This window comes from Chryseobacterium indologenes (assembly GCA_016025055.1).
Classification (GTDB): Bacteria; Bacteroidota; Bacteroidia; order Flavobacteriales; family Weeksellaceae; genus Chryseobacterium; species Chryseobacterium indologenes.
Genome location: CP065590.1, coordinates 746,752 through 771,957, shown reverse-complemented (window position 1 = coordinate 771,957; position 25,206 = coordinate 746,752). Strand labels below are relative to the sequence as shown.

Annotated in this window: 16 protein-coding genes and 2 pseudogenes; 11 read left to right on the top strand and 7 right to left on the bottom strand. The window is 36.7% G+C overall.

Features of this window, described 5'->3' with window-relative positions; translation table 11 throughout:
- Positions 1-33: 33 nt before the first annotated feature.
- Together H3Z85_03555 and H3Z85_03550 are read right to left on the bottom strand one after the other, a co-directional pair.
- A pseudogene (locus tag H3Z85_03555) lies at positions 34-1,394 on the bottom strand (HAMP domain-containing protein).
- A gap of 10 nt (positions 1,395-1,404) precedes the next feature.
- On the bottom strand, positions 1,405-2,115 hold the full coding sequence (locus tag H3Z85_03550; GenBank protein QPQ52559.1) for a response regulator transcription factor: 711 nt from the start codon (positions 2,113-2,115) through the stop codon (positions 1,405-1,407).
- 99 nt (positions 2,116-2,214) lie between these two features.
- On the opposite strand from H3Z85_03550, the gene H3Z85_03545 reads away from it, so the two are divergent.
- Complete coding sequence (locus H3Z85_03545; protein ID QPQ52558.1) at positions 2,215-2,883, top strand: hypothetical protein; 669 nt, start codon at positions 2,215-2,217, stop codon at positions 2,881-2,883.
- Positions 2,884-3,036: 153 nt separating this feature from the next.
- Entirely contained in the window at positions 3,037-3,348 is a 312-nt protein-coding gene (locus H3Z85_03540) for a cysteine methyltransferase (GenBank protein QPQ52557.1), read from the top strand.
- A 377-nt stretch (positions 3,349-3,725) separates the two neighbouring features.
- On the opposite strand, the gene murA is transcribed toward H3Z85_03540, so the two are convergent.
- Complete coding sequence (murA, locus tag H3Z85_03535) at positions 3,726-5,033, bottom strand: UDP-N-acetylglucosamine 1-carboxyvinyltransferase (GenBank protein QPQ52556.1); 1,308 nt, start codon at positions 5,031-5,033, stop codon at positions 3,726-3,728.
- Positions 5,033-5,695 (bottom strand): DUF4290 domain-containing protein, encoded by a 663-nt coding sequence (locus H3Z85_03530; protein QPQ52555.1) that lies wholly within the window; start codon positions 5,693-5,695, stop codon positions 5,033-5,035. The genes murA and H3Z85_03530 overlap by 1 nt, the downstream gene beginning before the upstream one ends.
- Positions 5,696-5,883: 188 nt before the next feature.
- Here H3Z85_03530 and H3Z85_03525 point away from each other — a divergent pair, with 188 nt between their 5' ends.
- Positions 5,884-7,320 (top strand): alpha-amylase, encoded by a 1,437-nt coding sequence (locus tag H3Z85_03525; GenBank protein ID QPQ52554.1) that lies wholly within the window; start codon positions 5,884-5,886, stop codon positions 7,318-7,320.
- 139 nt (positions 7,321-7,459) lie between these two features.
- Here the strand turns inward: H3Z85_03525 and H3Z85_03520 are convergent, their stop codons facing one another.
- Both H3Z85_03520 and H3Z85_03515 read right to left on the bottom strand, forming a co-directional pair.
- Positions 7,460-7,870, bottom strand: coding sequence for a DUF393 domain-containing protein (locus H3Z85_03520; GenBank protein QPQ52553.1), 411 nt, complete (start codon positions 7,868-7,870; stop codon positions 7,460-7,462).
- A 5-nt stretch (positions 7,871-7,875) separates the two neighbouring features.
- Positions 7,876-8,343, bottom strand: a complete 468-nt coding sequence (locus H3Z85_03515) for a heme-binding domain-containing protein (GenBank protein ID QPQ52552.1) — start codon at positions 8,341-8,343, stop codon at positions 7,876-7,878.
- Between the two features lie 446 nt (positions 8,344-8,789).
- Here H3Z85_03515 and katG point away from each other — a divergent pair, with 446 nt between their 5' ends.
- The 3 genes from katG (at position 8,790) to H3Z85_03500 (ending at position 13,294) form a co-directional block, all read left to right on the top strand.
- Positions 8,790-11,066: a catalase/peroxidase HPI gene (gene katG, locus H3Z85_03510; protein QPQ52551.1), complete on the top strand. Its 2,277-nt coding sequence runs from the start codon at positions 8,790-8,792 to the stop codon at positions 11,064-11,066.
- Between the two features lie 903 nt (positions 11,067-11,969).
- Positions 11,970-13,007, top strand: a complete 1,038-nt coding sequence (locus H3Z85_03505; protein QPQ52550.1) for a phage integrase SAM-like domain-containing protein — start codon at positions 11,970-11,972, stop codon at positions 13,005-13,007.
- A gap of 104 nt (positions 13,008-13,111) precedes the next feature.
- Complete coding sequence (locus H3Z85_03500) at positions 13,112-13,294, top strand: hypothetical protein (protein ID QPQ52549.1); 183 nt, start codon at positions 13,112-13,114, stop codon at positions 13,292-13,294.
- Between the two features lie 859 nt (positions 13,295-14,153).
- Here H3Z85_03500 and H3Z85_03495 read toward each other — a convergent pair.
- A complete protein-coding gene (locus H3Z85_03495) occupies positions 14,154-14,558 on the bottom strand; it encodes a helix-turn-helix transcriptional regulator (protein ID QPQ52548.1) in 405 nt (134 codons plus the stop codon).
- A gap of 367 nt (positions 14,559-14,925) precedes the next feature.
- On the opposite strand from H3Z85_03495, the pseudogene H3Z85_03490 reads away from it, so the two are divergent.
- The 5 genes and pseudogenes from H3Z85_03490 to H3Z85_03470 all read left to right on the top strand — a co-directional run bounded on the left by H3Z85_03490 (position 14,926) and on the right by H3Z85_03470 (position 25,193).
- Positions 14,926-16,538: pseudogene (locus tag H3Z85_03490) on the top strand (T9SS type A sorting domain-containing protein).
- Positions 16,539-16,543: 5 nt separating this feature from the next.
- The gene (locus H3Z85_03485; protein ID QPQ52547.1) at positions 16,544-19,360 is read left to right on the top strand and encodes an RHS repeat protein; all 2,817 of its coding nucleotides are present in this window, start codon (positions 16,544-16,546) and stop codon (positions 19,358-19,360) included.
- Between the two features lie 4 nt (positions 19,361-19,364).
- Positions 19,365-23,189 carry an RHS repeat-associated core domain-containing protein gene (locus H3Z85_03480; protein ID QPQ52546.1) on the top strand — a complete coding sequence of 1,275 codons (3,825 nt, stop codon included), beginning with the start codon at positions 19,365-19,367 and terminating at the stop codon, positions 23,187-23,189.
- A 13-nt stretch (positions 23,190-23,202) separates the two neighbouring features.
- Entirely contained in the window at positions 23,203-23,826 is a 624-nt protein-coding gene (locus H3Z85_03475) for a hypothetical protein (GenBank protein QPQ52545.1), read from the top strand.
- Positions 23,827-24,290: 464 nt separating this feature from the next.
- On the top strand, positions 24,291-25,193 hold the full coding sequence (locus H3Z85_03470; GenBank protein ID QPQ52544.1) for a hypothetical protein: 903 nt from the start codon (positions 24,291-24,293) through the stop codon (positions 25,191-25,193).
- Positions 25,194-25,206 lie beyond the last annotated feature (13 nt).

Sequence of the window (25,206 nt, the reverse complement as noted above, 5' to 3'; positions counted from 1 at the left end):
TTTAAGTGAGATTTTTGTCGTTAAATATAGAAATCAGATGGTGAAAATTACGGTAAAAATAGTAGCCTTATTATCCGATGTTACCGTAATAACTGCATTGTGAAGATGAATGATTTTTTCCGTCAGGAAAAGCCCGATACCATGACCCTTTTCTTTTTTGCATTTTCACTTCTGTAAAAAGGTTCAAAAATATGTTCTAAATCTTTGGGAGAAATAACAATTCCTGTATTGATAAAACGGATTTGAAGAGTACCTTCTGTTGCATTCACTTCAATAGAACACAAATGTTCCGGCGAATATTTACATGCATTATCGATGAGGTTATTAAAGGCAACCCGGAGAAGATATTCATTTCCCAGAATAACCAGCTGCTGTTCTTCAACTGTGTCAGCAATATTCAATAATGCCCGGTAACCCTCATTTTCTTTGATAGTTTTAGAATAGGATTCCAGAAGAACTTCATCCAGACGTACTTCAGAAAAACTGATTTCGTTGGGATCATAGCTGGCTTTGGCAAGGTCCATCAGACTGTTGGAGAGCTTCACCATGTTACGGGCATCACCCAAGGCATACCGAATCGTTTGTTGGTATTCTTCTTTGGTTTGATCTTTTTCAGAAGCCAGTTCGAGCTCGGTAATAATTGCTGACAGAGGCGTTCTGAGCTCATGAGAAATGTTGGAAACGAAATATTTTTGAGCATCAAAAGAATTTTCAAGACGTTCGAGCATGCCGTTGAAATTTTGAGCCAACTCATTCAGTTCATCTTTTTTTTCAGCAGTAGTCTGGAGTCTTAGCTGTAATCTTCCTGCAGTAATTTTTTTAATCTGACTGACCATGTCACTGAGCGGACTTAATGCTTTTTTTGAAAGCAGTATTCCGGCAAGGTAAATCAGGATTAAAATGCTGATAAAAGCAATAATGCTGATGGTCAGTAAGTGGGTGAGAAATTCATATCCATATTTGTCGTAAGCAGCAGCTGTTACGGCATAAGATTTTCCGTTGTACTGGTAAACCATTCCGATCACCTGTAAATCATCCAGAAAGAAGCTGATTTTCTTTTTCAGGAATATTTCCGAGAGCATCGCCGGAGTTTCTTTCACATAATCTACTTTGGCATCGTCGTGATATATAAGTTCTTTATTGTTGTCATAAATGGCGACCTGAACTTCATTGAGGGTTCTGTTGTTATTTTTATAAAGTTGATGCATTTCCTGTTCCGGAAGTGAACTCTGGAAAAACAAATCGGCTTTGGCAATCGCTTCGTTTTGCAGCTCGCCGTAAAAAGATTTTTCTCTGGCTTCTTTGGATGAATAATAAATCGAAATGCTGTAAATACTTAGCAGCATTGCCGTGATTAAAGTAAAAAGCAGTGTAAGCCTGGTTCTTATTTTCATCTTTCTGGTTTTAGTTCATCTGGGTAGTGCCGGTTTCGTAGTCTTTTTTCAGGATAAAGCCCATCCCTGCCTTGGTATGGATTAGTTTGACATCAAAATCTTTATCAATCTTTTTTCTGAGATAATTAATGTAAACATCAATAAAGTTAGTTCCCGTATCAAAGTGGGTTTCCCATACTTTTTCAGCAATTTCACTACGGGAAAGAACACGCTCCGAATTTTCCATCATGAACTTAAGTAAATTAAATTCTTTTGGCGTTAATTTGATCGGTATATGATTTCTGCTGACTGTTTTTTGTTCCAGATTCATTTCAATTCCTTCATACTTTAGAACAAAAACCTGTTGCTGTTTCTGCTGGGAAAACCGTTTTAAAAGGACCTTAATTCTCGCAATCAGCTCCCTCATTTCAAAAGGCTTGGTCATGTAATCGTCAGCTCCGGCATCAAATCCTTCAAGTTTATCATCGGTTGTTCCTAGTGCGGTCAGCATAATTACCGGAAGGTTGGGTTTCAGTGCTTTTATTTCATGACAAAACTCAATACCGCTTTTGTGCGGAAGAACAATATCAGTTACCACAAGATCAAAATTGGTCTGCAAGGCAAGCTTCAGCCCCGTATTTCCATCGTAAGCCATACTTACTTCAAATTCAGCTTCCTGAAGACCTTTTGTAATCAGTTTTGAAAGTCTGTCATCGTCTTCAACTAATAAAATATGTGGCATAAGAATGTTGGAATATTTGGATAATATGAGGCCTGGTGAATACTTCACACAAATGTAATGAATTCTATTTTGTAATTTTGATCACGAAATACGATTTGAATGTCAGAAATTAAAATATCTTCTTATAAAAAGATTAAAAAAGCAACCATTTGCGGAGTTTTATTCTTTATGATTCTGCTGTTGACAGGATGTAAAACCTCTCCGATATCACAGCTTAAAAACGGTGATTTGCTTTTTGTAACGGCAAAAGAGACAGGATTGTCGGGAGCCATCAATAATGTCACCCAAAAAGAAAAGAAGGCCTCTTTTGATCACATCGGTATGCTAGAGAAAGACGGAAGTAAAGGATTCGTATTGCATGCAGCGCCCAAAGGTGGTTCCCAGAAACAGGCTTTTGAAGCATTTATGAAAGATCGCAGGAGTGAGGGGCAACGGGTAGTCGTTTATCGTCTGAAACCTGAATATCAAAAGGCGATTCCGGTTGCTATTGAAAAGGCAAACTCAATGTTGGGTAAACCTTATAACTTTACTTATATCCTTGATGAAAATTCTTACTACTGTTCAGATTTTGTGGAAAGAGTTTTCAGGGAAGACCATATTTTTAAACTTGAACCGATGACTTTTATCGACCCCAAAACCGGTAAAACCAATACATTCTGGGAAGAATTTTATAAAAACAGGAATTTGAAAGTTCCTGAAGGAGAGCCGGGTTGCAATCCCAACGGGTTGGCAGGTTCGGATAAACTGGAAAGAATTACAGAACTCTAAGGACAAAAGAAGCTCAAAAGGCTTCTTTTTTTGTTAAAATTTAAAAAATATTAGTCTACTAATTTGGTAGACTAATATTTTTTTATATTTTTGTGACAGATTTAACGCAGAAAGCAATATGATCTGAATATGTTTAACCCAAAATGTTTAGCAATGATTACAACTAATCCTAGCCCGCAGGTTTTGCAAAATAAAATTAACCTGCCCAAAAAAGAATTGATCCTGGAAATAGAGTTGAATGGCAAAATGAAATTTGAACATTTAATGCATGCTATCTACAATCAATTCGGGATTTGTCACAGAGTCTTATCTGCTAACGTTGAATATGTAAACGGGTATAGCTTTGGAACCGTTCAATTATACATTAAAGTCAGTTCAGAAGATTATCAGCAACTTGATTTTTATCTGAATAAAAATAAACTTTTGAGTACAACAGTGGAATATACCTGCAGAACGTACTTATAAGGAGATTCATATAGTTTTAATTACGAAAGTGCCCGGTATTGCCGGGCACTTTTATTTTATAGTAAGAATGGTTGTATACTCCCGAGAATTACACAAATATTGCAAGGTGGAAAAAAGAACAGATACAAAAATAGATCTTCACTAAATCCTTAATCCTGTACAAATCTAATTGATGTAACTAAAATTCCCCTCCTCTGGAGGGGTGGCAAAAATTCAAAGAATTTTTGACGGGGTGGTTTACAAAGCGATAAAAAATGAATTCCTACACGAAAGCTTCCATGCCCATACCATATAATCAGATTTACTTTTTTAATGGACGTACTCATAAAAAAGCGCTCAGATCACTCTGAACGCTCTATAGTAATAAAAATAAATTTCTAGATTCTTTCGATATCGGCTCCGATTGCTTTTAATCTTCCATCGATATTTTCATATCCTCTGTCAATCTGCTCGATATTGTGGATAATGGATTTTCCTTCTGCAGAAAGAGCTGCAATCAGAAGGGCGTTTCCGGCTCTGATATCCGGGGAAACCATGGTGGTCCCTCTCAACGGAGCTTCCTGATTTAAACCGATTACAGTAGCCCTGTGCGGATCACATAAAATAATCTGGGCACCCATATCGATCAATTTATCAACGAAAAATAATCTGGATTCAAACATTTTCTGGTGAACCAAAATACTACCTTTCGCCTGAGTAGCCACAACAAGGATAATGGATAATAAATCCGGAGTGAATCCCGGCCATGGGGCATCAGAAATAGTCAGAATCGATCCGTCAATAAATTTCTGAATTTTATAATGTTCCTGAGCAGGGATGTAAATATCATCACCGCTTTGCTCAAGTTGAATTCCTAATTTCCTGAATGTATTCGGAATAACTCCTAACTGGTTCCAGTTTACATTTTTAATGGTAATTTCAGACTTTGTCATGGCCGCAAGACCAATCCAGGATCCGATTTCTACCATATCCGGAAGCATGGTATGCTCTGTACCCCTCAAATATTCTACTCCTTCAATGGTAAGAAGGTTGGAACCGATTCCTGAGATGTTGGCACCCATTCTGTTCAGCATTTTACACAATTGCTGAAGATAAGGTTCACAGGCAGCGTTGTAGATTCTTGTTTTTCCTTTTGCCAGGGCAGCCGCCATGACAATGTTTGCGGTTCCGGTTACAGAAGCTTCTTCCAGCAAAATGAATTTTCCTCTAAGTTCTTTTGCTTTTAAAGAATAGAAATACTCTTCTTCATCATAGTTGAATTCAGCACCAAGCTCCACCAGTCCCTGGAAGTGGGTGTCTAATCTTCTTCTTCCGATCTTATCACCTCCCGGTGTTGGCATATAAGCTTCTCCGTAACGTGCCAGCATTGGCCCCATCAGCATGATAGACCCACGTAATTTGGCTCCGTCTTTTTTGAATTCGTTGGATTTTATATAATCAAAATTTACCTGATCGGCTTTGAAGGTATAATCTCCGTGTCCGTTTTTAGTTACTTTTACTCCGAAATCTCCAAGAATTTCAATCAACCTGTTAACGTCATGGATGTCAGGAATATTTTTAATTCTTACCTCTTCGTCAGTTAGTAAAACTGCACACAAAATCTGTAGGGCCTCATTTTTGGCCCCTTGTGGAGTTATTTCACCCTGCAGTCTTTTTCCTCCTCTTATCTGAAATGTTCCACTCATTATTTTCTGTTTTTATGATTATTGTTATGCCTTTTCTTGTTAGGTTGATTTTTGTTATTATTGTTATTGTTCCGGTTGTTGTTATTGTTATTATTCCGGTTGTTATTGTTGGTATAATAGATCTTACTTTTTTCAAGAGAATCAATTCCGGTAAGATCGAGTCTGTTTTCAGACAATTCCTTTAGATGGCGAAAAATAACATCATCCGTTACGTGCTCTTTATTATATACATTATATGATTTCTTCATATTATTGGCAATGACTTCGATAAGGGCTTCTTTTTCATCGCCCGTCTCCAGTTCAATTGCTTTTTCTATTAATTGAAGAATACTTTTTCCGTAAAATTTAAAATCACCTTGAAGTTTTGGGTATTCCATTCTTTTAGGTTTTTCTGCCAGCTGCTCCATCGTTGGAAACGGATAAGGAGAGTCTACGTCCAAATCATAGTCTGACAGAATAAAAAGATGATCCCAAAGTTTATGTTTATAATTTTCTTCATCACGAAGTTGCGGGTTTCTCTGACCCATAAAATCGATGATTGCCATAGCCATTTCATTCCTTTCCTCTTTGGTAGGAAGTTCTTTACAGCGCTCAACCAACTGTTGTATAATTCTGCCATATTCCGGCATGTGAAGCTGAGTTTTTTGGGTGTTGTATTCCATAGAATGCAAATATATGCATTAAAAGAAAAATTGTTTCGAGAATCTTGAAAATTTATGATTTTTTAATGAAAATACTGATCGTTGTTTTAATATGATTTTCTGATGAAAATTATCATATTTCACTTTAAATGGAATTTGTTTTCAATTAAATCGTAACTTACTTAATAAAATGATAATTAAATAGTACAATGAAAAAAACATATTTTCTGCCTTCAATACTGGCTTTAGGGCTCGTTGTTTCCTGTCAGAATAATGATGAGATTATTAATAAGTCTTCCCAACAGCAGGAAGTTCATGACAAAATAGTCAATGTTACCAGTCATGACGGAAGACCATTTGATACCGGAAAAGGCTCAGGAGCTCAGGGAAAATTTGTAGCAGGCCCGGGTGGCGGCGTTTTGATGCAGGGATTTTACTGGGATGTTCCCGAGGGAGGAAATTGGTGGAACATCGTTAAAGATAAACTGACAGCATGGTCTACTGCGGGTATCGGTGCCGTATGGCTGCCGCCGGCTTCAAAGGCTCAGAATGGTCCCTTGTCCATGGGATACGACCCTACAGATTATTATGATTTTGGAAATTTTAATCAAAACGGAACTGTAGAAACCCGTTTCGGATCAAGAACAGAGCTGGAAGCTTTAATTACAAAAGCCCATGCTGAAAATATGCAGGTATATGCTGATATCGTCATCAATCATAATAGTGGCGGGCAATCTGAAGCCAATCCTTTTACGGGAACCAATACGTGGACAGACTTCTCGGGAGTGGCCTCGGGAAAATTTCAAAGAAATTATAACGACTTTTATAAAAATGCATACGGAAACAACGATGAAGGTTCATTCGGAGGATTTCCCGATTTGTGCCATGCCAACCCGCATGTACAGGATTGGTTGTGGGGCAGGGATGATTCTGTAGCAAAATATTATAAAAATATAATGAAATTTGATGGATGGAGATTCGATTACGTTAAAGGATTCGGACCATGGGTAGTCAGTACATGGAATTCTAAAGTAGGAGGCTTTTCCGTTGGGGAACTATGGGATTCCAATGTCAATACTCTGGAATCGTGGGCCAATAATGCCAACAGCTCCGTTTTTGATTTTGCTGCCTATTATAAGATGGATGAAGCCTTTGATAATGGTAATTTAAATGTTTTGAATGATGATATGATGTGGAAAAGAAATCCCTACAAGGCCGTTACTTTTGTGGCCAATCATGATACCGATATCATCAACAATAAAATGCCGGCATATGCCTACATCTTAACCCATGAAGGTTATCCTACTATTTTTTACAGAGATTATGAAGAGTGGCTGAACAAAGAAAGAATGAATAATCTGATCTGGATCCATAATAACAAAGCGACAGGAACTACTTCTATTTTATATACCGATAATGATGAATATATTGCGAGACGTAACGGGTACAACGGAAATCCGGGACTCGTTGTCTATATTAATACCTCTTCCAGCTGGCAGGAACGATGGATCGAGACAAACTGGAGCAGTCAGCAGATCAAAGATTTTACAGGAAATTCAGGCTGGTATCCGACGACGCAAGGAGATAAGTGGGTGAAAATCCAGTGCCCTCCGAATAGTTATTCGGTATGGTCGCTTAATTTATGAGTAAAGAGTGATGGATTCACTCTGCATTATGTATCAAATAATTATAATTCTCGCAGATTTTGCTGAAAATATAGATTTTGTGCAATTGTTTTACAAATGCTCTCTGGAAAATCTGTAAGATTTGCGGGAGATTATATTATTAAATCTGAATAAATTTTTTCTTCTGATGCTTATCTGGTAAGTAACATTTTTGGTTCGCCAGTTTCATCCTGTTTCTTGAAATAGCATCGTACACCTTATCGCTTAAGAAACGGGGAATAATTTTTCCAATCGCCGAAAGTTTATAGATTCCTCCCAGCAAATTGGCTATTTTAAGAACAGCTCTTGATTTAATCAGGTAATATTGTTTGGGCTTCCAAAGATACATAGTGTTGAATTCCTTTGTTTCCAATCCTCGCTCAGACAGAAATTGCTGTCCGAATTCAGATTGTAATGAAGCAAACATGAACTGATCTTTCGTATCCCGTTCAAGAATCCATTGTACCCAGAAATTGCAGACTCCACAATCTCCGTCAAAAAATACAATATATTTATGTTCCCAGTTTTCCACAATTTCTATTTGTTAAACATGATTCCTCTCTCTGTATCTTCTTTGGTCTTTTTAAAATAGCTGACAAGATCAGCGCGTTGGGTGTCTGTCAGTTTTGCATTCTGATGTCCGATATAATAGGATTCAAGAGGCATTTCTTTCTTCTCAATCATTTCTATGCATTCTTCCAGTTTATGAAGCTGCCTCTTGGGTTCGTATACTGCAAAGGTAGAAAAATTCAGATTTTTTCTTCCTTCGTCAATATGATTTTTGACGTACCATGAGGCAGGTGAAATATTAGCATACCATGGATATTTCGTTTCGTTGGAATGACAGTCATAACACGAAGTACGAATGATTTTGGCAATGGGATCCGGCGTCTTTTTAATTCTGAGAAAATCCATTCCCGGAGTTGGAGCAGGATTGGTTTTATCGATAGGAAAAAACTGAATCATAATAAATGCCACAAGAATGATAACTAATATTTTTTTCATAAATGGTCATGTTTAGTGAAATATAAAGATAAGTAATTTTTTTGAAGAAGGGGGCTGAGGCCAGAAGCTGGAAAAATGACGTGGAAAGTATTGAAAACGGATTGGCCACGTTTTCAATTTTTATACTTATTACTTTTATGTACACAAAATTATTTTTCCGTCTGCTACAACTTCCAGTCTCCAGGTTTCCTGCTTCCAACTGAAACTCTCCCTTACATTGAGTTATTCTAAATTGGGTATAAGTAACTGATTGGATGTAAAAAATGACTAACTTAATACCACAATTCCACCTTGGAACACATCACGTTGGAAATATTATTTTATAGTTTTTAACTATCATTGAAATAATTATTAATAGATTGTATTTATTAAATGAACGTTGTAAGTTTGTCATGTTCTTACAACAGAGAAAATTGCTAATCAACATAAAAAATAAATAAACGACAATGGAAAAAGATTTGAATGACATCAGTAAATGCCCGTTTCACAACGGAGCCATGAAAAAGAATGTAGCAGGTGGAGGAACCCAAAACCAGGATTGGTGGCCTGATCAGCTTAGAGTAGATCTTCTGCGTCAGCATTCATCTTTATCGAACCCTATGGATAAAGATTTTGATTATGCCGAAGCGTTTAAAAATCTTGATCTTGAAGCTGTAAAAAGAGATCTTCATGCTTTAATGACTGATTCACAAGATTGGTGGCCGGCAGATTTCGGACATTATGGTCCTCTGTTTATCCGTATGGCATGGCACAGTGCAGGAACTTATCGTGTAGGAGATGGTAGAGGAGGAGCAGGAGCTGGGCAACAGCGTTTTGCCCCTTTGAATAGCTGGCCGGATAATGTAAGTTTGGATAAAGCAAGAAGATTATTATGGCCTATCAAACAAAAATATGGCAGAAATATTTCATGGGCTGACCTTTTAATTCTTACAGGAAATATTGCCCTGGAATCTATGGGATTCAAAACATTCGGATTTGCAGGTGGACGTGAGGATGTCTGGGAACCGGATGCAGATGTATATTGGGGATCAGAAAAAACGTGGCTGGGAGGTGACTTACGGTATGCCCATGGCTCGGAAGGCGTAGTAGAGGGACGTTCTGCAGTACTTCCTACAGATGATGACGCAGACGGAGATATTCACTCAAGAAATCTTGAAAAGCCACTGGCCGCGGTACAAATGGGATTAATCTATGTAAATCCTGAAGGTCCTGACGGAAATCCTGATCCGATCGCAGCCGCTAAGGATATACGTGATACTTTCGGGCGTATGGCGATGAATGATGAGGAAACCGTAGCTTTGATTGCAGGAGGACATACTTTTGGTAAGACTCACGGTGCCGGTCCTGCAGATCATGTGGGTAAAGAACCGGAAGGTGCAGGAATTGAGCAACAGGGTCTTGGCTGGGCAAGTACTTATAAATCCGGAAGCGGAAGAGATGCAATCTCGAGTGGACTGGAAGTAACCTGGACAGAAACTCCAACTCAATGGAGCAATTATTTCTTTAAAAACCTATTTGAAAATGAATGGGAACTGACAAAAAGCCCTGCCGGAGCTCACCAATGGGTAGCGAAAGACGGAGCAGAAATTATTCCTGATGCCTTCGATTCTTCTAAAAAACACAGACCTACTATGTTAACGACAGACCTTTCGCTGAGGCTGGATCCTGTGTATGAAAAAATCTCAAGACATTTTTATGAAAACCCCGATGCCTTTGCAGACGCATTCTCAAGAGCATGGTTTAAATTAACCCACAGAGATATGGGGCCTCGTGCGCGCTACCTTGGACCTGATGTTCCGCAGGAAGAACTGATCTGGCAGGATCCTATTCCGGAAGTAAACCATGAATTGGTTAATGATTCTGATGTTGAATTTCTTAAAGCTAAAGTACTGAATTCAGGATTGAGTATTTCTGAACTGGTCTCTGCGGCATGGGCTTCAGCATCTACTTTCAGAGGAAGTGATAAGCGTGGCGGAGCAAACGGAGCCAGAATCAGGCTGGAGCCTCAAAAGAACTGGGAAGTCAATAATCCTGCCCAATTGCAAAAGGTATTAGGAGTACTGGAAGGAATCCAAAACGAATTCAATGCTCAAAACGGAAGTAAGAAAATATCTTTAGCAGATGTAATTGTTTTAGCAGGAAATGCCGCCGTAGAATCTGCTGCAAAAAATGCGGGCCATGAGGTAAAAGTTCCTTTTGCTCCGGGAAGAATGGATGCTTCTCAGGAACAAACCGACATTGAATCTATGGGATACCTGGAGCCGGTTGCTGACGGATTCCGTAATTATCTGAAAAGAAAATTCACCGTGTCTACAGAATCTCTGTTGATTGATAAAGCCCAGTTATTAACCCTTACGGCTCCGGAACTAACGGTGTTGGTAGGAGGTATGCGTGCCCTGGATGCTAACTTTGATGGCTCGAAACATGGTGTATTTACCAACCGTCCCGGAGCTCTTACGAATGATTTCTTTGTAAATCTTCTGGATATGGGAACTCAATGGAATGCAATGTCAGACGAAAAAGAAGTGTATATTGGAACAGATCGTAAAACAGGTCAGCCAAAATGGACAGCAACCCGTGCCGATCTTGTTTTTGGATCCAATTCTGAATTAAGAGCTGTGGCTGAGGTTTACGGAAGTGCAGATGCACAAGGTAAATTTATTAATGATTTTGTGGCAGCCTGGACGAAAGTGATGAATCTGGACCGATTTGATCTTGTTTAATAATGTAATGTTTTTATATCAAAGGGACAGCAACAGTGGGTTGCTGTCTTTTTTGTTGAATATTATCAACAGGCTTTTTATTTATAAGATAGGTTTTGGTAAAATATAAATTAGGAGGATTTATACAAAGTAGTTGTAATAAAAATGCCATGCGAAAGGATTCGCGCGACAGCGTGGGATTAAAAACTATACTTCTTATTCTTTAAAAAAGACTACTAATAATCATCTTTTATTTTTGATTCTTTATACTATATTATTTCATATTTTAAAATATCACACAAATCCTTTAGTGTAATGTATGCCATATAGAACTTTGATCCATAGTCATCCTCATTACCTGAAAGTATAGATAAAAGTACAACTGCTATATCGTAAGTTATCAAAGGATAATATTATTTGCAGATGAAACATTGGAAAAAATATCTAAGGTTATAGAAGTTTCAGTGCCTGTAATTCATTTTTTAATACTTTCTGCTGATGATATTCCAGATGAAAAACCGTTATGTGAATTATTTAGTTTCCTCTATGAATAAACTCCTCAATGACATTTTGAAATATGAAATATGATTCCGTTTCTTGGAACGGAATCATATTTTATCCAAACAAGGTATAAATTATGAAAAAAATAACTTATTGACTATATATTAGAAAAACAAAAACCACCCTTAAAAAAGGGTGGTTGGTAGACCCACAGGGAGTGTAATGATTTAATTAACTTAAATTTATATTATATGGGTTGTATTTTGAGATTATTTAAATTATTGATAATGAGCTATTTATATTTGGTTTTGTTTCACTATTAGTTAAATGAATTAAAATAGATTTAAAATAAAAAGCAATAAAATTGACTAGATATTGACTAAATGGTTAATTTTGTCTTATTCAAAATTCAACCATTCAATTATGGCCACTTTAAAATATATACTCCAGTCAAAGAAACCTAATTCCACATTACATGCTCGTTTTTCTATAGGGGCAAATAAAGTATATAAAAGAGCTACAAGAGAGACTATTAATCCAGAGGATTGGAATGCTAAAAAAGGAATGGTGATCCAAAGAACGGCATTAAGCAGGGAAGATCAATATCGACAAAATGAATTGGAAAGTGTTTTAGATAAGCTGAAAGCATTTATTTTAGAACAGTACAGAAAACGTTCAGAGAGTGAGATTATTAATGGAGAGTGGCTAGAAGAAATCATAGAAGCTTATTATTCAGGTGGGAGAAAAACAGAGCAGTTGGATTTTATAGAAAATTATTTAGTACATTATACACTTAATATTCTGCCATACCGGAAATATAAAGGTAAACCCATTTCAAAAAGAACTCAGCAAAAGCATCTGACTATAATAAATAAATTTCAGGATTTTTTGAAGACTGAAAAAAAGAAGTTGAAAGTATCGGACTATAATATTTCGGTCGGTAATAGATTTGTTTCTTTTTTGAGAAAACAGAATTTAAATGATAACACGGTTGGGAAATATCTGAAGTATACCAAAACAATATTTAAAGATGCTAAAATTGATAATATAGAAGTGCATGATCAGCTTACAGAAATCAAAGGATTTACAACATTTACCCCAACCCCTTATTTAAAAATTGAAGAGCTAAAAAAGATACAGGACTTACTGCTTGTAGGAGAAAGGCTAGAACAAACTCGTGATTGGCTGATCATTGGATGTTATACTGGTCAGAGGGCTTCTGATCTTTTTAGAATGACCACTGAAAGAATTCTTATGATTAATGGTAAAGAATTTATTAACCTGAGTCAGAAGAAAACTAAGGCTCCTGTTTTGGTTCCTATTCATATTGAAGTAAGAAAGATACTGGATAAAAGAGTGGGCAAGTTTCCTGCTCGATTTTCAGAAAATATAGAAAGTGCGAAAACTATTTTTAATGAGAATCTAAAAAGATTTGCAAACTGGCAGGTATTGATAGGATAGAGTATGGACGGGTATATGATTATGATAAAAAACATTTTGTATTTGGTGATTATCCTATGCATGAATTAGCTTCTTCCCATATTTGTAGAAGAACCTTTGCCACGATGTATTATACAAAAATTCCTACTGCTATCATTATGAGTGTTACAGGTCATAAAACAGAAAAGGAGTTTCTGGAATATATTGGAATAGATAACAGTACCCTTTCTGAGCAGATGTTTTCTTATTGGGAGCAATTGGATAAGGAAACTAAAAAAGATGCTAATGAGGTTAGAAATAGTGTTTAAATGAAACTTAAAAGTGTTTTAATTAATATTAAAGAGAAATAAAATCCCAAAAACCCAGTAAAATAACCCAAATCAAAAAGTATGAAATGTTGTAGAGTAAATGTTAATGTTTGAAACCTACAAAACCAATATTAAAATACTTTAAATATAGAAAAACAAAGAACAGAAGATGATAAAAACTTGTCAAAACTTGACATCCAGAATTTGAAAATATCTGAAATTGCAAAACCAAAATAACCCACTGGTTTTTATTTTGATCTTTTTTTTTGTCCTGTCAGCTTTTAAGTATTTATGCATAGCAGAAAATGACGTAAACCTAAACGTTGACAGAATCAGAAAATAAATGCTATACTTGAGTAAGATTCTTTGCATGTCATAACATAATCGGCAAAGCTCACTTTATGTACAGGAGCTTCGGTAATTATTAACAGGGCAACCGAGTATTCTTACTTGTAAAAAAGAGTTTAGTTATGAACAAAGACTAATATCTTCTATTATCAAAACTGAGACTTGAAAAAATATATTCTGAATTGTAAAGAATTATTGATATAGCCGTTTTTCTTACTCGATAAAAAATATCTCAGGCCAGATTTAATCACCTAATAGATTATAATATTAAAAGGTATTTTTTTTATTCAAAATTTCTTGGTGATTTAGGTTATCACAAACCTTAAAACCAGTTTGGAATAAAACCATGAGCCGAGTTTATCCCTATCTCATTATGCGCGAAAATACAAGTAATACTTTCTTTGATCTCTATCCCACTATTCACCACGCATGTGAAAAAGAATAAAAAGATAGTCTAAAAATTTATTTTATAAAGAATTCCTAATAGCAGCAGACTTTATTCTCTATAAATTTAATTCTTTAGTAAACTTTCTATTAACTTATTTTGCATTGTCATAAGTTGAGTTATTTGTTCCTGTTGTACCGTTAGCTGTTTTTGGTTTTCAATTAAATTTTCTAAGACATTTTCAGAAATTGTATTATGTATTGTGACAGTACTATAAATATTGCCCACAGCAGAATTATGGTTATTATCGGTATTGTTTTGAACGATCTGGTCTTCCAAAAAATATTGCGGTTCTACCTTAAAAAAATCGGCTATCTTTTGCATAAAAAGGAAATCAATTTTTTCTATTACTCCGTTTTCTATTTTACTGAGATAACTTTGAGAAATGTCTAATTGATATGCCAAAGTTTCTTGAGAAATTTCTTTCTGTTCTCTCAATCTTTTTATTTTGAAACCTATGCCGTTATTCATATTACATAATTTTTATGTTTGTAAAGGTAATATTTTTATAGAAAAACTTTATTCCAAATGGAATTGTATTTTATTCATACTGGAATTGTTTTATAAAGCATTATTTGACATCTTTAAAAGCCATTTCGTAAAATAGTGTTTAATACGTTTTTATCGAAATGCAACCTAAAATAATAATATGCGACATGCTTTGTCGCATTGGTTTGATAGCTTTGAAATACCATAATATAAATCAGATCTATGAAAATGCATTATCAATCGGGCTAAAAATAGTCTACCGTAAAAAACCCATGTTAAAATGGGATTTTCCCTATACTGGGAATTGTAATTAGTTTTTAAATTCACATCAAATTATTAAATAACAAAAATGAAAAAACTTTATTTCAGCGCATTTCTGATATGCACGGTCTTTGGTTATTTCGATGCTCAGGAAGTTCTTTGGCAACGAGACATTAAATCCTCAACGCAGGATTTTGTAAGTCAGGTGACCGCTACTATTGACGGACAATATCTGATCACAGGAAGCTCTATTCAGGGCAATAAATTACAGCAGGAAAGTAAACAAAACAACGGTTATGACTTTCATTTCATTAAACTTAATCAGCAAGGAGAACAGGTCTGGGAAAAGTATTTCTCAGGAACAAATCACGATTATTTATCGGCTACCGTAACTACACAGGAGGGTGGCTTTCTGCTATCTGGTACGTCCTGGTCAGGAAAAGGATTAGATAAAAAGATGATTCCAAAGGAGGAGCAGACATCTGGCTGATCAGAATCAATGAATTCGGAGATGAATTATGGCAGAAAACGTTGGGAAGTACTTCTGATGAAGAAGCCAGAGCCGTCATCCAAACGACGGATTTAGGATTCTTTGTGGCCGGGAATATTCAAAACTCATCTAAAGGCTATGGCTTAAAAGATGTCTGGATCACGAGACTGGATAAAGATGGGAAAGAACTTTCTCAATTAATCCTAGGCGGAAAAGGTCTTGATGAGGTTGAAAAAATGATTCCTACGAAAGATGGTGGAGCATTATTGGGCATCTATTCCAGAAGCGCTACGACTGGGGTGAGAAATGCGTCATCAACAACAGGAAACAGAGAGCAATCTGAAAGGACAACAACTTCAATAGCCATCAGCCAGATGCCAAAATCCAGCAGCAATTTCGGGGAAGGTGACTACTGGATTGTAAAGCTCGACAAAAAAGGCAAAGTAGAATGGGAAAAGAATTTTGGCGGGAAAGGAGATGATCATATCAGAACGCTTGCTTTAACGTCTACAGGATTTGTCATCGGTGGAGAATCAAGATCGGAAAGGTCAGGAAACAAAACTGTAGGGATTGAAGAAGGAACAGACCTTTGGTTAATTGCTTTAAATGAAAGAGGCGATGAACAATGGCAAAAGTCCTACAATTTCAAAAACCGCGACATTCTGATGGGAATGAACGTCATCAACGGAGAATCTACAAAAGGAATTCTTTTAGGTGGTTACACTCAAGCCGAAGGACGCGTTGAAAAAGATGACGAAACCTTCTGGATGCTTTACCTGGACGGAAACGGAAATGAACAATGGAGAAAGCACGTAAGCGGAGAATCCCGACAAAAAGAGGAAAGACTGGCAGACCTGAAATTAAACCGAGACGGCTCCATTATCTTGGCCGGAACCAGTGCCAAAGAATTAGGAAAAGAAAACTGGAAGATTGTGAAGCTGGGCGACAAACAAGTAGATCAGTTGATTCCTAAATACGATATTAAAATCTATCCGAATCCTGTTTCAGACTATGCGTATGTAGAAATAGGGTTTGATTTCAAAGAAGCTGAGATTGTGTTGTATGATATGAGTGGAAGACAGCTTCAGAGTTTGAAAACGAAGAATAAAGTAACTAAGATCAACACGCAGGCTTTAGCACAGGGTGCTTATCTGGTGACGATAAAAACAGATACCAATAAAACAGCTAACGCTAAGCTTATCAAACAATAACCAATATGAAGAAAAATTATTTTTATGCTGCGGTTCTGGCCTTATGGTGCGGGACTGCCATGGGACAGCTTAATAACTTTCAAGGAGTCAATTTTGGAAATATGCCCAATCCCGTTCCTTCTCTGGCCCCTCTTGCCAGTTTTAATGATAATCCGCCTTCTCTTGCGTCGGGAGTTCCTGAAATCTCAATGCCATTACTGAGTCTTCCGGGATATGGTTCCGGAGTGGGGTTGCAGCTCAGCTATGACCGTGCGGGTTCTGGTGAAACGGTAGGAGAAATGGGGGCAGGCTGGTTTATGCCTAAAGGAGGAGCTATTTCCAGAAAAATTAACGGTTTGCTGGATGAAATCCATCAGGATCTGAACAGCCCGGATTATGAGAAAAATGTGTTTGATGACGAATACTATTACAGTGTTCCCGGTCTTTCAGGAAAGTTTAAAATCGAAAGAAATATACAGCAGAATAGCTTTAGCCTGATTGACCTCTCCCCACTCAATCATGTTAAGATAGCCTATACCAGAAAAAATAACGTAGCAACGCTTATCGTAGATTCCTTTACCATTACTGATGACCAGGGAAATACCTATCACTTTAATGACAGTTCAATTGCTGCGCTATTAAGTAGTAATGATATTGGTGAGATCTCTTCTACAGAATTCAATTCTGCATTTTATCTGAGCAGCATCAAAAATGCCAGCGGAGTGGAGGTCGCCAGCTTTACCTATAAAAAAGAAGCTAAATATCTTGACGATAAAACCACACTTTTCTATAAAACCTGCCAGCTGGAAAAAATAAGCACGGCTTTCGGAAATATAGAAATGGTGTACGATTATGATGAGGCACTGGAAAAAACAAAGAATGAGCCTTATAGTATTAAAAAGATTATTCTCAATAACAAATACGCCAAAACCGCAGAATATGCCTTTGAATATTCTTATCCGTTTCCTTCGGGTTCTGTAGAAAGTACTTCAAAAATAAGACAGTTGGATAAGATCAAAAAAATGGATGGGCAGACCGTTTTGGAAGAAACGTCATTTTTATATAACCCTTTAAGTTCAAACTCTTCAGGAAGCTTAAATTGTGGGGGCACACAGATCATCAAACCTTACGGAATGCTGAATAAAATTATTTTCCCGACAAAAGGCGCAACAGAATATGTCTATGAAACCGGAGAGGTTTATAAGGATAGAAACTCAGCAGCTTATCTGGAATCAATAAGTGGCGACCTTATTGATATGTGTATTCAATATACTCAGCAGTATCCATTGCAGAATTTTGATACTACTCAATCGCTAACTTACACGTTTACCATTCCGGGAGATCCTACCAAGAAAAAAACATTATGGTTTGACTTTGCTATTGAGTATAATCTTATACCAGGACCGATTGATCCCAATACAGGATTTCCTACCATACCGCCACCCATAAAGGAGAACCAGAAAATGTCCTATACTTTAAAGAGAGGGAATGAAACCATTTTTGCCAATACTAAGGTGTCGGGAAAGAAGTTTTATAACTATCCGGGACAATATACCGTTACCATTACGATTCCTTATGTCCATGGGGGAAGCGGTAATTTTTCTTATACAGAATTGATGTATAAACCGGGTCCTTACAGGAACTCAAGTCCTGCAGGGATGAGAATCAAATCCATCAACAGATATAATGATGTAAGTAGCACAATGCCGATCCAGTCGATGTCATACAGCTATAATAAATTGAATTCAACAGATACCAGTGGAGAGATGCAATCAGGTGAAGTGATATACAGGAATGTAAAGGTAAGCGAAGATTCAGGAAAGGGCTACAGTCAATATTATTTTAAACTTCCATCAGAATATCCTTCCTATTCTTATGTCTATAATGGAAACACTGTTCCCCTTCGTCCTTACCATAATCTGGTGAAGTCAGGGGTGTTAGAAAAAAAAGAAATCTATAGTGATAGTAATCAGTTGCTGGCCAAAGATGAATATAATTATACTTTCACGGAAGTAGATAATAGTGTCTATGAAATAGGAGACACAAAAACCTACTCCAAACCTGCATTTACCAGCCAGACCAAAACAAGTTCTGTGGCGTATCCTTCCGGTACCGCATCTTCTTTCCTGCAAAGTTCAGGGGAAAATAATGTGAGAGCAGACAATTTCAAACCTTCCAGCTCCAAAAGTATCGCTCCTGACGGAACGGTAACAGAAACGTTCTATAAGTATGCTCAGGATAAAAACCACACCAGATTACTGGAAGCCAATATGACGGGGGTTTTACTTGAGTCAGAAGTAAAAGAAAACGGAAAAACAATCGGGAAGTCGGAAACCAAATTTGATAATGGATCTCATTTGTATCCAAGCTCTGTTATAGTATACGACAGACAAACCCAGGCTCCGGTTACGACTTCTACCCTTGATGTCTACGATAGTAAAGGAAACCTGGTGCAAGCCACCGGAAAAAACGGTATTCCAAGTACGACCGTCTGGGGATATAATCAAAAGTTGCCTATTGCTGTTATTGCAGGAGCATCTTATGCTCAAGTTGCTTCTTTGTCCAGTGTAACTGCTGCCATTGCAGCTTCTGATGCAGATAATGATAACCCAGCTAATGAACCTGCATTGCTTCAGGCATTGGATACCTTAAGAAAAGATCCGGCGCTGAAAGACTTCAGTATTACCACTTCAACGTATGATCCTTTGGTTGGAATAACCAATTCCATATCAGCTAACGGAATCAGAACCACCAATGCGTATGATACGGCGGGAAGATTAATTAAAGTAAAAGATTCAGATGGAAAAACCCTGACGGAGAATCAATACAACTACAAACACTAATACCATGAAAAAAATTATAGTAGGATTCAATCTCTTGTTTGTAGCGGGAATTTCCTTTGCGCAAACCAACCTCAGCACTAATGAGAACTATGTCTACAGTAAAACCTGTATGGATGGAGACTGTACTAAAAAATCAGAATCTGTACAGTATTTTGATGGATTGGGAAGACCCATCCAGTCGATAGCCATTAAAGCGACCCCTTTGGGAAGAGATGTGGTATTACCTGTGGAATACGATGCCCAGGGAAGACAGGCTAAAAGTTATTATCCTGTTCCTCAAAACGGAAGTCAGAACGGGGCACTTTACGCCAATCCATTAGCCAATGCTCCTGCTGCGGGCTATGGGAATGAAAAAATTTATACGGAAAAAAAATATGATAATCTGTTTGCAGGCCGTGTCAGCCAGGTGGTTCCTGCCGGAAATACATGGTCTCAAAAGCCTGTAGGCCTTGGATACGGAACCAATATTGACGGCGAAGTCAGAAAATATAGCGTAACCACTACCTGGGTAGACGGCAGGACGGAAACCGCTATTTCCGGGCCTGTTTTTTACCCTGCCAATCAATTGGGAAAAAATACGATAACCGATCCCGACGGAAATACCGGTACGGAATTTAAAAACGGAAAAGGAGAAACCATCCTCGTTAGAAAAAATGACGGGGCACAAAATGTAGATACCTACTATCTCCACAATGAATACGGACAACTGGTCTATGTCATTCCTCCGATGGCCGTAACGGGTACGACTCCTGATCAGGCCACATTGGATAATCTCTGTTACCAGTATCGCTACGACGGACAGGGGAGGTTGGTAGAGAAAAAAGTCCCTGGGAGAGGCTGGGATTATATGATCTATGATGCTCAGGACAGACCGGTAGCCACTCAGGATGCCAACTTAAGAGAAAAAGGACAATGGTTGTACACTAAATATGATAAGTTCGGAAGAGTAACATTTACCGGGATAAATTCAGGTGGAGGAAGAAGTGCTGAACAGATTATAGCCACCGCGTATGGTAGCAATAATGTTAGTAGAACTTCATCTGTTTTCTTTAACCGGGAAGGAATGGATGTATATTATAATCCTAATAGTACTTATCCTGTGGCTGGTTGGGTAAAACTGCTATCAATCAACTATTATGATACCTATCCAGCCTACAGTTTTAATCCGCCTTTTCCATCTTCTGTGTTAGGAAAACCTGTTATTTCTGATACGGGAAATGCAGTGGTAAACACACAGGCAATGCCTACCCTCAGTTTTGTCAAAAATATTGAGGATGATAACTGGACAAAGAATTATGCGTATTACGATGCTGAAGGAAGATTGATAAGTACATACACTATCAATCACCTAGGTGGTTATAGCAGAATTGAAAATGAGCTGGATTTTGCAGGTGTAACAAAACAGACCAAAATATATCACAAAAGACTGAGTGGTGATAAAGAAATGGTCATTGCCCAAAGTTTTGATTATGACGGACAAAACAGAATGATCAGACATCGTCATCAGGTAGGAGGGCAAGCTGTGGAAATGCTGGCTGAAAATGCCTATAATGAATTGTCACAGATCACCAACAAAAAAGTAGGAAATGGTCTGGAGAGTATCGATTATCAGTATGACATTCGTGGGGCTCTTACGAAAATCAATGATCCGGTAGCATTGGGCACTAAACTGTTCGGGTATGAACTGAAATACCAGAACCCGGCCTACACCAATATTGCTCCGGGAAAAAGCAATGGAAATATCTCTGAAATTGACTGGAAGTCTGCTTCAGACGGCGTATTGAAAAGATATTCTTACACCTATGATCCGTTAAACAGGTTAAAAGATGCCATATATACAGAACCCAATACGACCAATCCGTATAACAATTATTATAATGAATATGCGACTTATGACCTGAACGGAAACATCAAAACCCTGAAAAGGAATGCTTTTCCAATAACAGGAACTACGGCCACTCAGGTTGATGACCTGGTGTATCAGTATACCGGAAACCGTTTGGATAAAGTCATTGAAAACGCATTGAACGACACCGGATATGAAGGCGGAAATAATACGATTGACTATGACTTGAACGGAAATATGATCAATATGAAGGATAAGGGAATTCAGAAGATGGGTTATAATCTGTTAAGTCTTCAGAATCAGTTATCTATTTCATCAACCAATGGGGCAGGAAAAGTGTCTAACACAAATATTGATCACATCTATAGAGCAGACGGAGCAAAACTCCGAAAAATATCTGTTCAACAGGCTTATATGGGACTACCCAGAACGCAAACCACAGATTATCTGGATGGCTTTCAGTATACCAATATAGATGATGGACAAGGATGCCGTACCTGTAAAACTGAAAGTGCCTATGAAGAGCAGGCCTATACCAAAATTATTGGTCCTGTTTTCCCCGGCGGACCTTTATGGACATTGGATTTTATCCCTACCGCAGAAGGCTTTTATAGTTTCACGGAAAACCGTTATATTTACCAATACAAAGACCATTTAGGTAATGTAAGAGTAAGTTTCACAAGAAACAGCGCAGGTGCTCCTGAAATTACCGGAACCAACAACTACTATCCATTTGGGCTCAACCATATTGGAGGCAGTAACATGTCCCCATTCTCTAATTATCATTCTTACAAGTTTGGAGGTAAAGAACTCCAGGAAACAGGAATGTATGATTTTGAAGCTAGAATGTATATGCCTGATCTAGGAAGATGGGGCGTTATAGATCCTATGGCAGAAGCTATGAGAAGATATTCTCCTTATAATTATGCCTTTAACAACCCGATAAGCTTTATAGATCCGGATGGGATGCAACCTCGTCAGTTTTCGATGCCTACAGATACCAGACCTGATGCTCCCTCAACTTGGATCAATCCTAATTGGTTAGGAAGAGGAGGTGCTGAATTTGGATCTATAGACACAGGATACAGTGGTGGCGGAGGCGGTGCTTCAATGTCTGCTGAAGGATTGATTAATACCGCTTTTAATTTAGGATCTGGGACGTGGTTTAATACAAAATTTGGTTTAGAGAATGGAAATGGTATTTTATTAGGATATGATGGTGGTTACAAAAGTCTTAATTCCAACTATGAGGAAGGCGGTATTGGCGCGATTGTTACTACCATTGAAGTTAATATCACTGGAAAAGGAAAATTTTATAATTGGAATTTAGGAGATAACTATCTTCCGAATATCTTAGCAATGGGAATGGCATTTAATCAGTCCCTTGCAGGATTTAATTACCAGAATGGAGGCGGAAGACTTGATCCCATGATAGGGGTGAGAAATGATGGTCCAATCAGGTATATGGGAGGAGCAGGTGATCCTTGGGGAATTTATGAAGGAATAGGAATGGTTATTTCTGGTTCTGATAAGAGCAATATGAAGTATGCCGCATTGCCTTTCTTGATAATGACAAGAAATACAGATGATGCCTTAAAACTATTAGCTGTAGAAAAAAGTATTCTTAAAGAGGAAGCTAAAGCGATTTCAAAAAATGCAGTTGCTAAAAATGGAACATTAAATGCTGGACCTTTCGCAGGTGAAGGGCTAGTAGCAAAAAATGGAAAAAGTAGAAATTTTACTGTTGATGAAAGAAAAGTTATTAATGAACAAGGATATAGTTTGGGTTGCCACACATGTGGGCAAAAAAGTCCAGGAACTAAATCGGGTAATTTTATTTTAGATCATCAACCTGCAAATGCTTTAATCCCAAGTGGATGGCCTCAAACCTTTTACCCTCATTGTAGATTTTGCAGCTCAAGTCAAGGTGGGATCATTGGGGGAATGAAAAAACAAGGTGTTTTACCAAAGATAAGTAATTAATATAATTACAATTATGATAATATATAAAGAAATTGAAATAAGCATAAATGATAATATTTATGTTAAAACTAAAGGGTTAGCGTCTTACATAGGTAAGGAAATAAGAGTAATTAAGGGTGTTAATGATCAAGATGATTATGTAAGTATTATAAAATTTTTTATTGATTATATTGTTGAGAATAGACCAATAATTTCTGATAAAGAGAATATTGCATATTACTCCTGGCTATTGCAGTTTCGGTTAGAAGAAAATTTCTATGATATATATGAAATCAATTCTGATGGAAGTGAATTTAATAAAGGTTGTGATACTGCAATTTCAATTATTCGAAATCAGTCGGAAATATGTGCACATTATGGATTGCCAACTCAATTTCCTAATTTCAACCAGATGGTTGTTATTTCTAAAGGAGTTTATGAAGGTAAAGATATAGAGGCGATTAGGTATGAATCACCTGAAAATATGTCAGGCTGGTGGCTAATTACTGATGATTATGATGATAATATCGAATCTTTAATGACAGTCCACTATCATCATGTTGCATTTACACGTGCTGATATTTTAGGATATTTAGCAATACCTTTTGGATATAGATTCTTAATGGAAAATAAAAAAATTAGTGTTTCAAAGGATTAAACTATGATATTAAAGTGTTATAAATGAAACTATATGAAACTTTTAGATTTACTAAAACATTTTAAAAATGATGGAGTTCATGAAAAATTTCGCTAAGCTCCTCTTTGCTAGGGCTAGTGTCTCGCTCATATCCTTGAATAAAAGTAAAAACCACTGCGACTGCGGTGGTTTTACTATATAAAAACGATATATTACTAAAGTAATTGACATCAATATTGATTGGAACAAAGGACATTAAAAATGAATATAAAGTTATTCCAGAACGAGACAATCCATTATTGAAGAACATGATAATTTTTGAGTTCAGAAAATTCATAATTGGTTTTAATGTAGTTTTTAACAAGAACAAAATATAAGATCATTCAATCCCAATAATTATCTTGTATTTAAAAATACTTTTTATAATATACGACATAATTTGTCGCATTATTCCATTATCTTAGTGATTCCAAATACTAAATTACATGGATTATCCTTTTTATTATACATTTCAAGAGTTTAAAGATAATTATCAGAATGATTTAAAAAAATGGCTTAACGAAAACTCTACAGGAACAGAAGTAGAATATCTTGATAATTTATATTCTTGTGCAGGATATTACGTCGGTTATAGAGAATTTGATCAAGAGGATCATAGATATGTACTTTCAGATATGTCATTCGGAGCTGTTGGGATTGCGTACGAATATGACATTATTAATTATACTTCCATTTTTATAGGTGTGCTAGAAAGCAATTTTAAGGAGAAATTCAAATTGACCAATAATAAAAAAGTAGCTGATTTTCTCTATAGTTTTGATGGTGATTTTACAGATTACGTCAGTCATGAAAGATTTATATTTAATAATGTTATTTACCTGTTAACCCCCTTTTTTTATATAAATAAAGTCATTGTCAAAGAAAGAGTAGTATATGATGACTATGATGAGCCAGTAAAAAATGAGAGAGGGGAAATTCTATTTGAAGAAGGAGAGTCTGGAGAAGCGCGTATTCTCTTTAATTTTGACCGATATATTCTTTTTTTAGATGAGGTAAAACAAATAAATCAGTTTATTTTAGAGAAAATAAATCCTGAAAAAGAGCAGGAAAATAATACAAAGGCAGCAACAGATGATAAAAGTATTTTTTCCATTCCTGAAAAAATTGTTTTATTGGAGAAATTAGGAGTTTTTGCTAAACTTATTAAAGATGGAGTTTCTCCAGAAAATGAATATAAAATTATCCAAAATCTGATTGGGGGAAGCTATAGTAATGTAAAAAAGTATTGCTTGAACAGAAAAACAAAAAATAAATCCTCAAAAGATTATCAGATTACAGAAAAACATAAAAATAAAATTAGAAATTTCTATAATTCAAAGACTTTTTAAAGACTTTTTTAAG

Excerpts from the sequence above, each read along its gene's own strand:
- H3Z85_03530 (QPQ52555.1), bottom strand. The coding sequence starts at position 5,695 with ATGGAATACAACACCCAAAAAACTCAGCTTCACATGCCGGAATATGGC.
- H3Z85_03550 (QPQ52559.1), bottom strand. The coding sequence starts at position 2,115 with ATGCCACATATTTTATTAGTTGAAGACGATGACAGACTTTCAAAACTG.
- H3Z85_03475 (QPQ52545.1), top strand. The coding sequence starts at position 23,203 with ATGATAATATATAAAGAAATTGAAATAAGCATAAATGATAATATTTAT.
- H3Z85_03480 (QPQ52546.1), top strand. The coding sequence starts at position 19,365 with ATGAAAAAAATTATAGTAGGATTCAATCTCTTGTTTGTAGCGGGAATT.
- murA (QPQ52556.1), bottom strand. The coding sequence starts at position 5,033 with ATGAGTGGAACATTTCAGATAAGAGGAGGAAAAAGACTGCAGGGTGAA.
- katG (QPQ52551.1), top strand. The coding sequence starts at position 8,790 with ATGGAAAAAGATTTGAATGACATCAGTAAATGCCCGTTTCACAACGGA.
- H3Z85_03525 (QPQ52554.1), top strand. The coding sequence starts at position 5,884 with ATGAAAAAAACATATTTTCTGCCTTCAATACTGGCTTTAGGGCTCGTT.
- H3Z85_03485 (QPQ52547.1), top strand. The coding sequence starts at position 16,544 with ATGAAGAAAAATTATTTTTATGCTGCGGTTCTGGCCTTATGGTGCGGG.
- H3Z85_03540 (QPQ52557.1), top strand. The coding sequence starts at position 3,037 with ATGATTACAACTAATCCTAGCCCGCAGGTTTTGCAAAATAAAATTAAC.
- H3Z85_03495 (QPQ52548.1), bottom strand. The coding sequence starts at position 14,558 with ATGAATAACGGCATAGGTTTCAAAATAAAAAGATTGAGAGAACAGAAA.
- H3Z85_03515 (QPQ52552.1), bottom strand. The coding sequence starts at position 8,343 with ATGAAAAAAATATTAGTTATCATTCTTGTGGCATTTATTATGATTCAG.
- H3Z85_03470 (QPQ52544.1), top strand. The coding sequence starts at position 24,291 with ATGGATTATCCTTTTTATTATACATTTCAAGAGTTTAAAGATAATTAT.
- H3Z85_03545 (QPQ52558.1), top strand. The coding sequence starts at position 2,215 with ATGTCAGAAATTAAAATATCTTCTTATAAAAAGATTAAAAAAGCAACC.
- H3Z85_03505 (QPQ52550.1), top strand. The coding sequence starts at position 11,970 with ATGGCCACTTTAAAATATATACTCCAGTCAAAGAAACCTAATTCCACA.
- H3Z85_03500 (QPQ52549.1), top strand. The coding sequence starts at position 13,112 with ATGTATTATACAAAAATTCCTACTGCTATCATTATGAGTGTTACAGGT.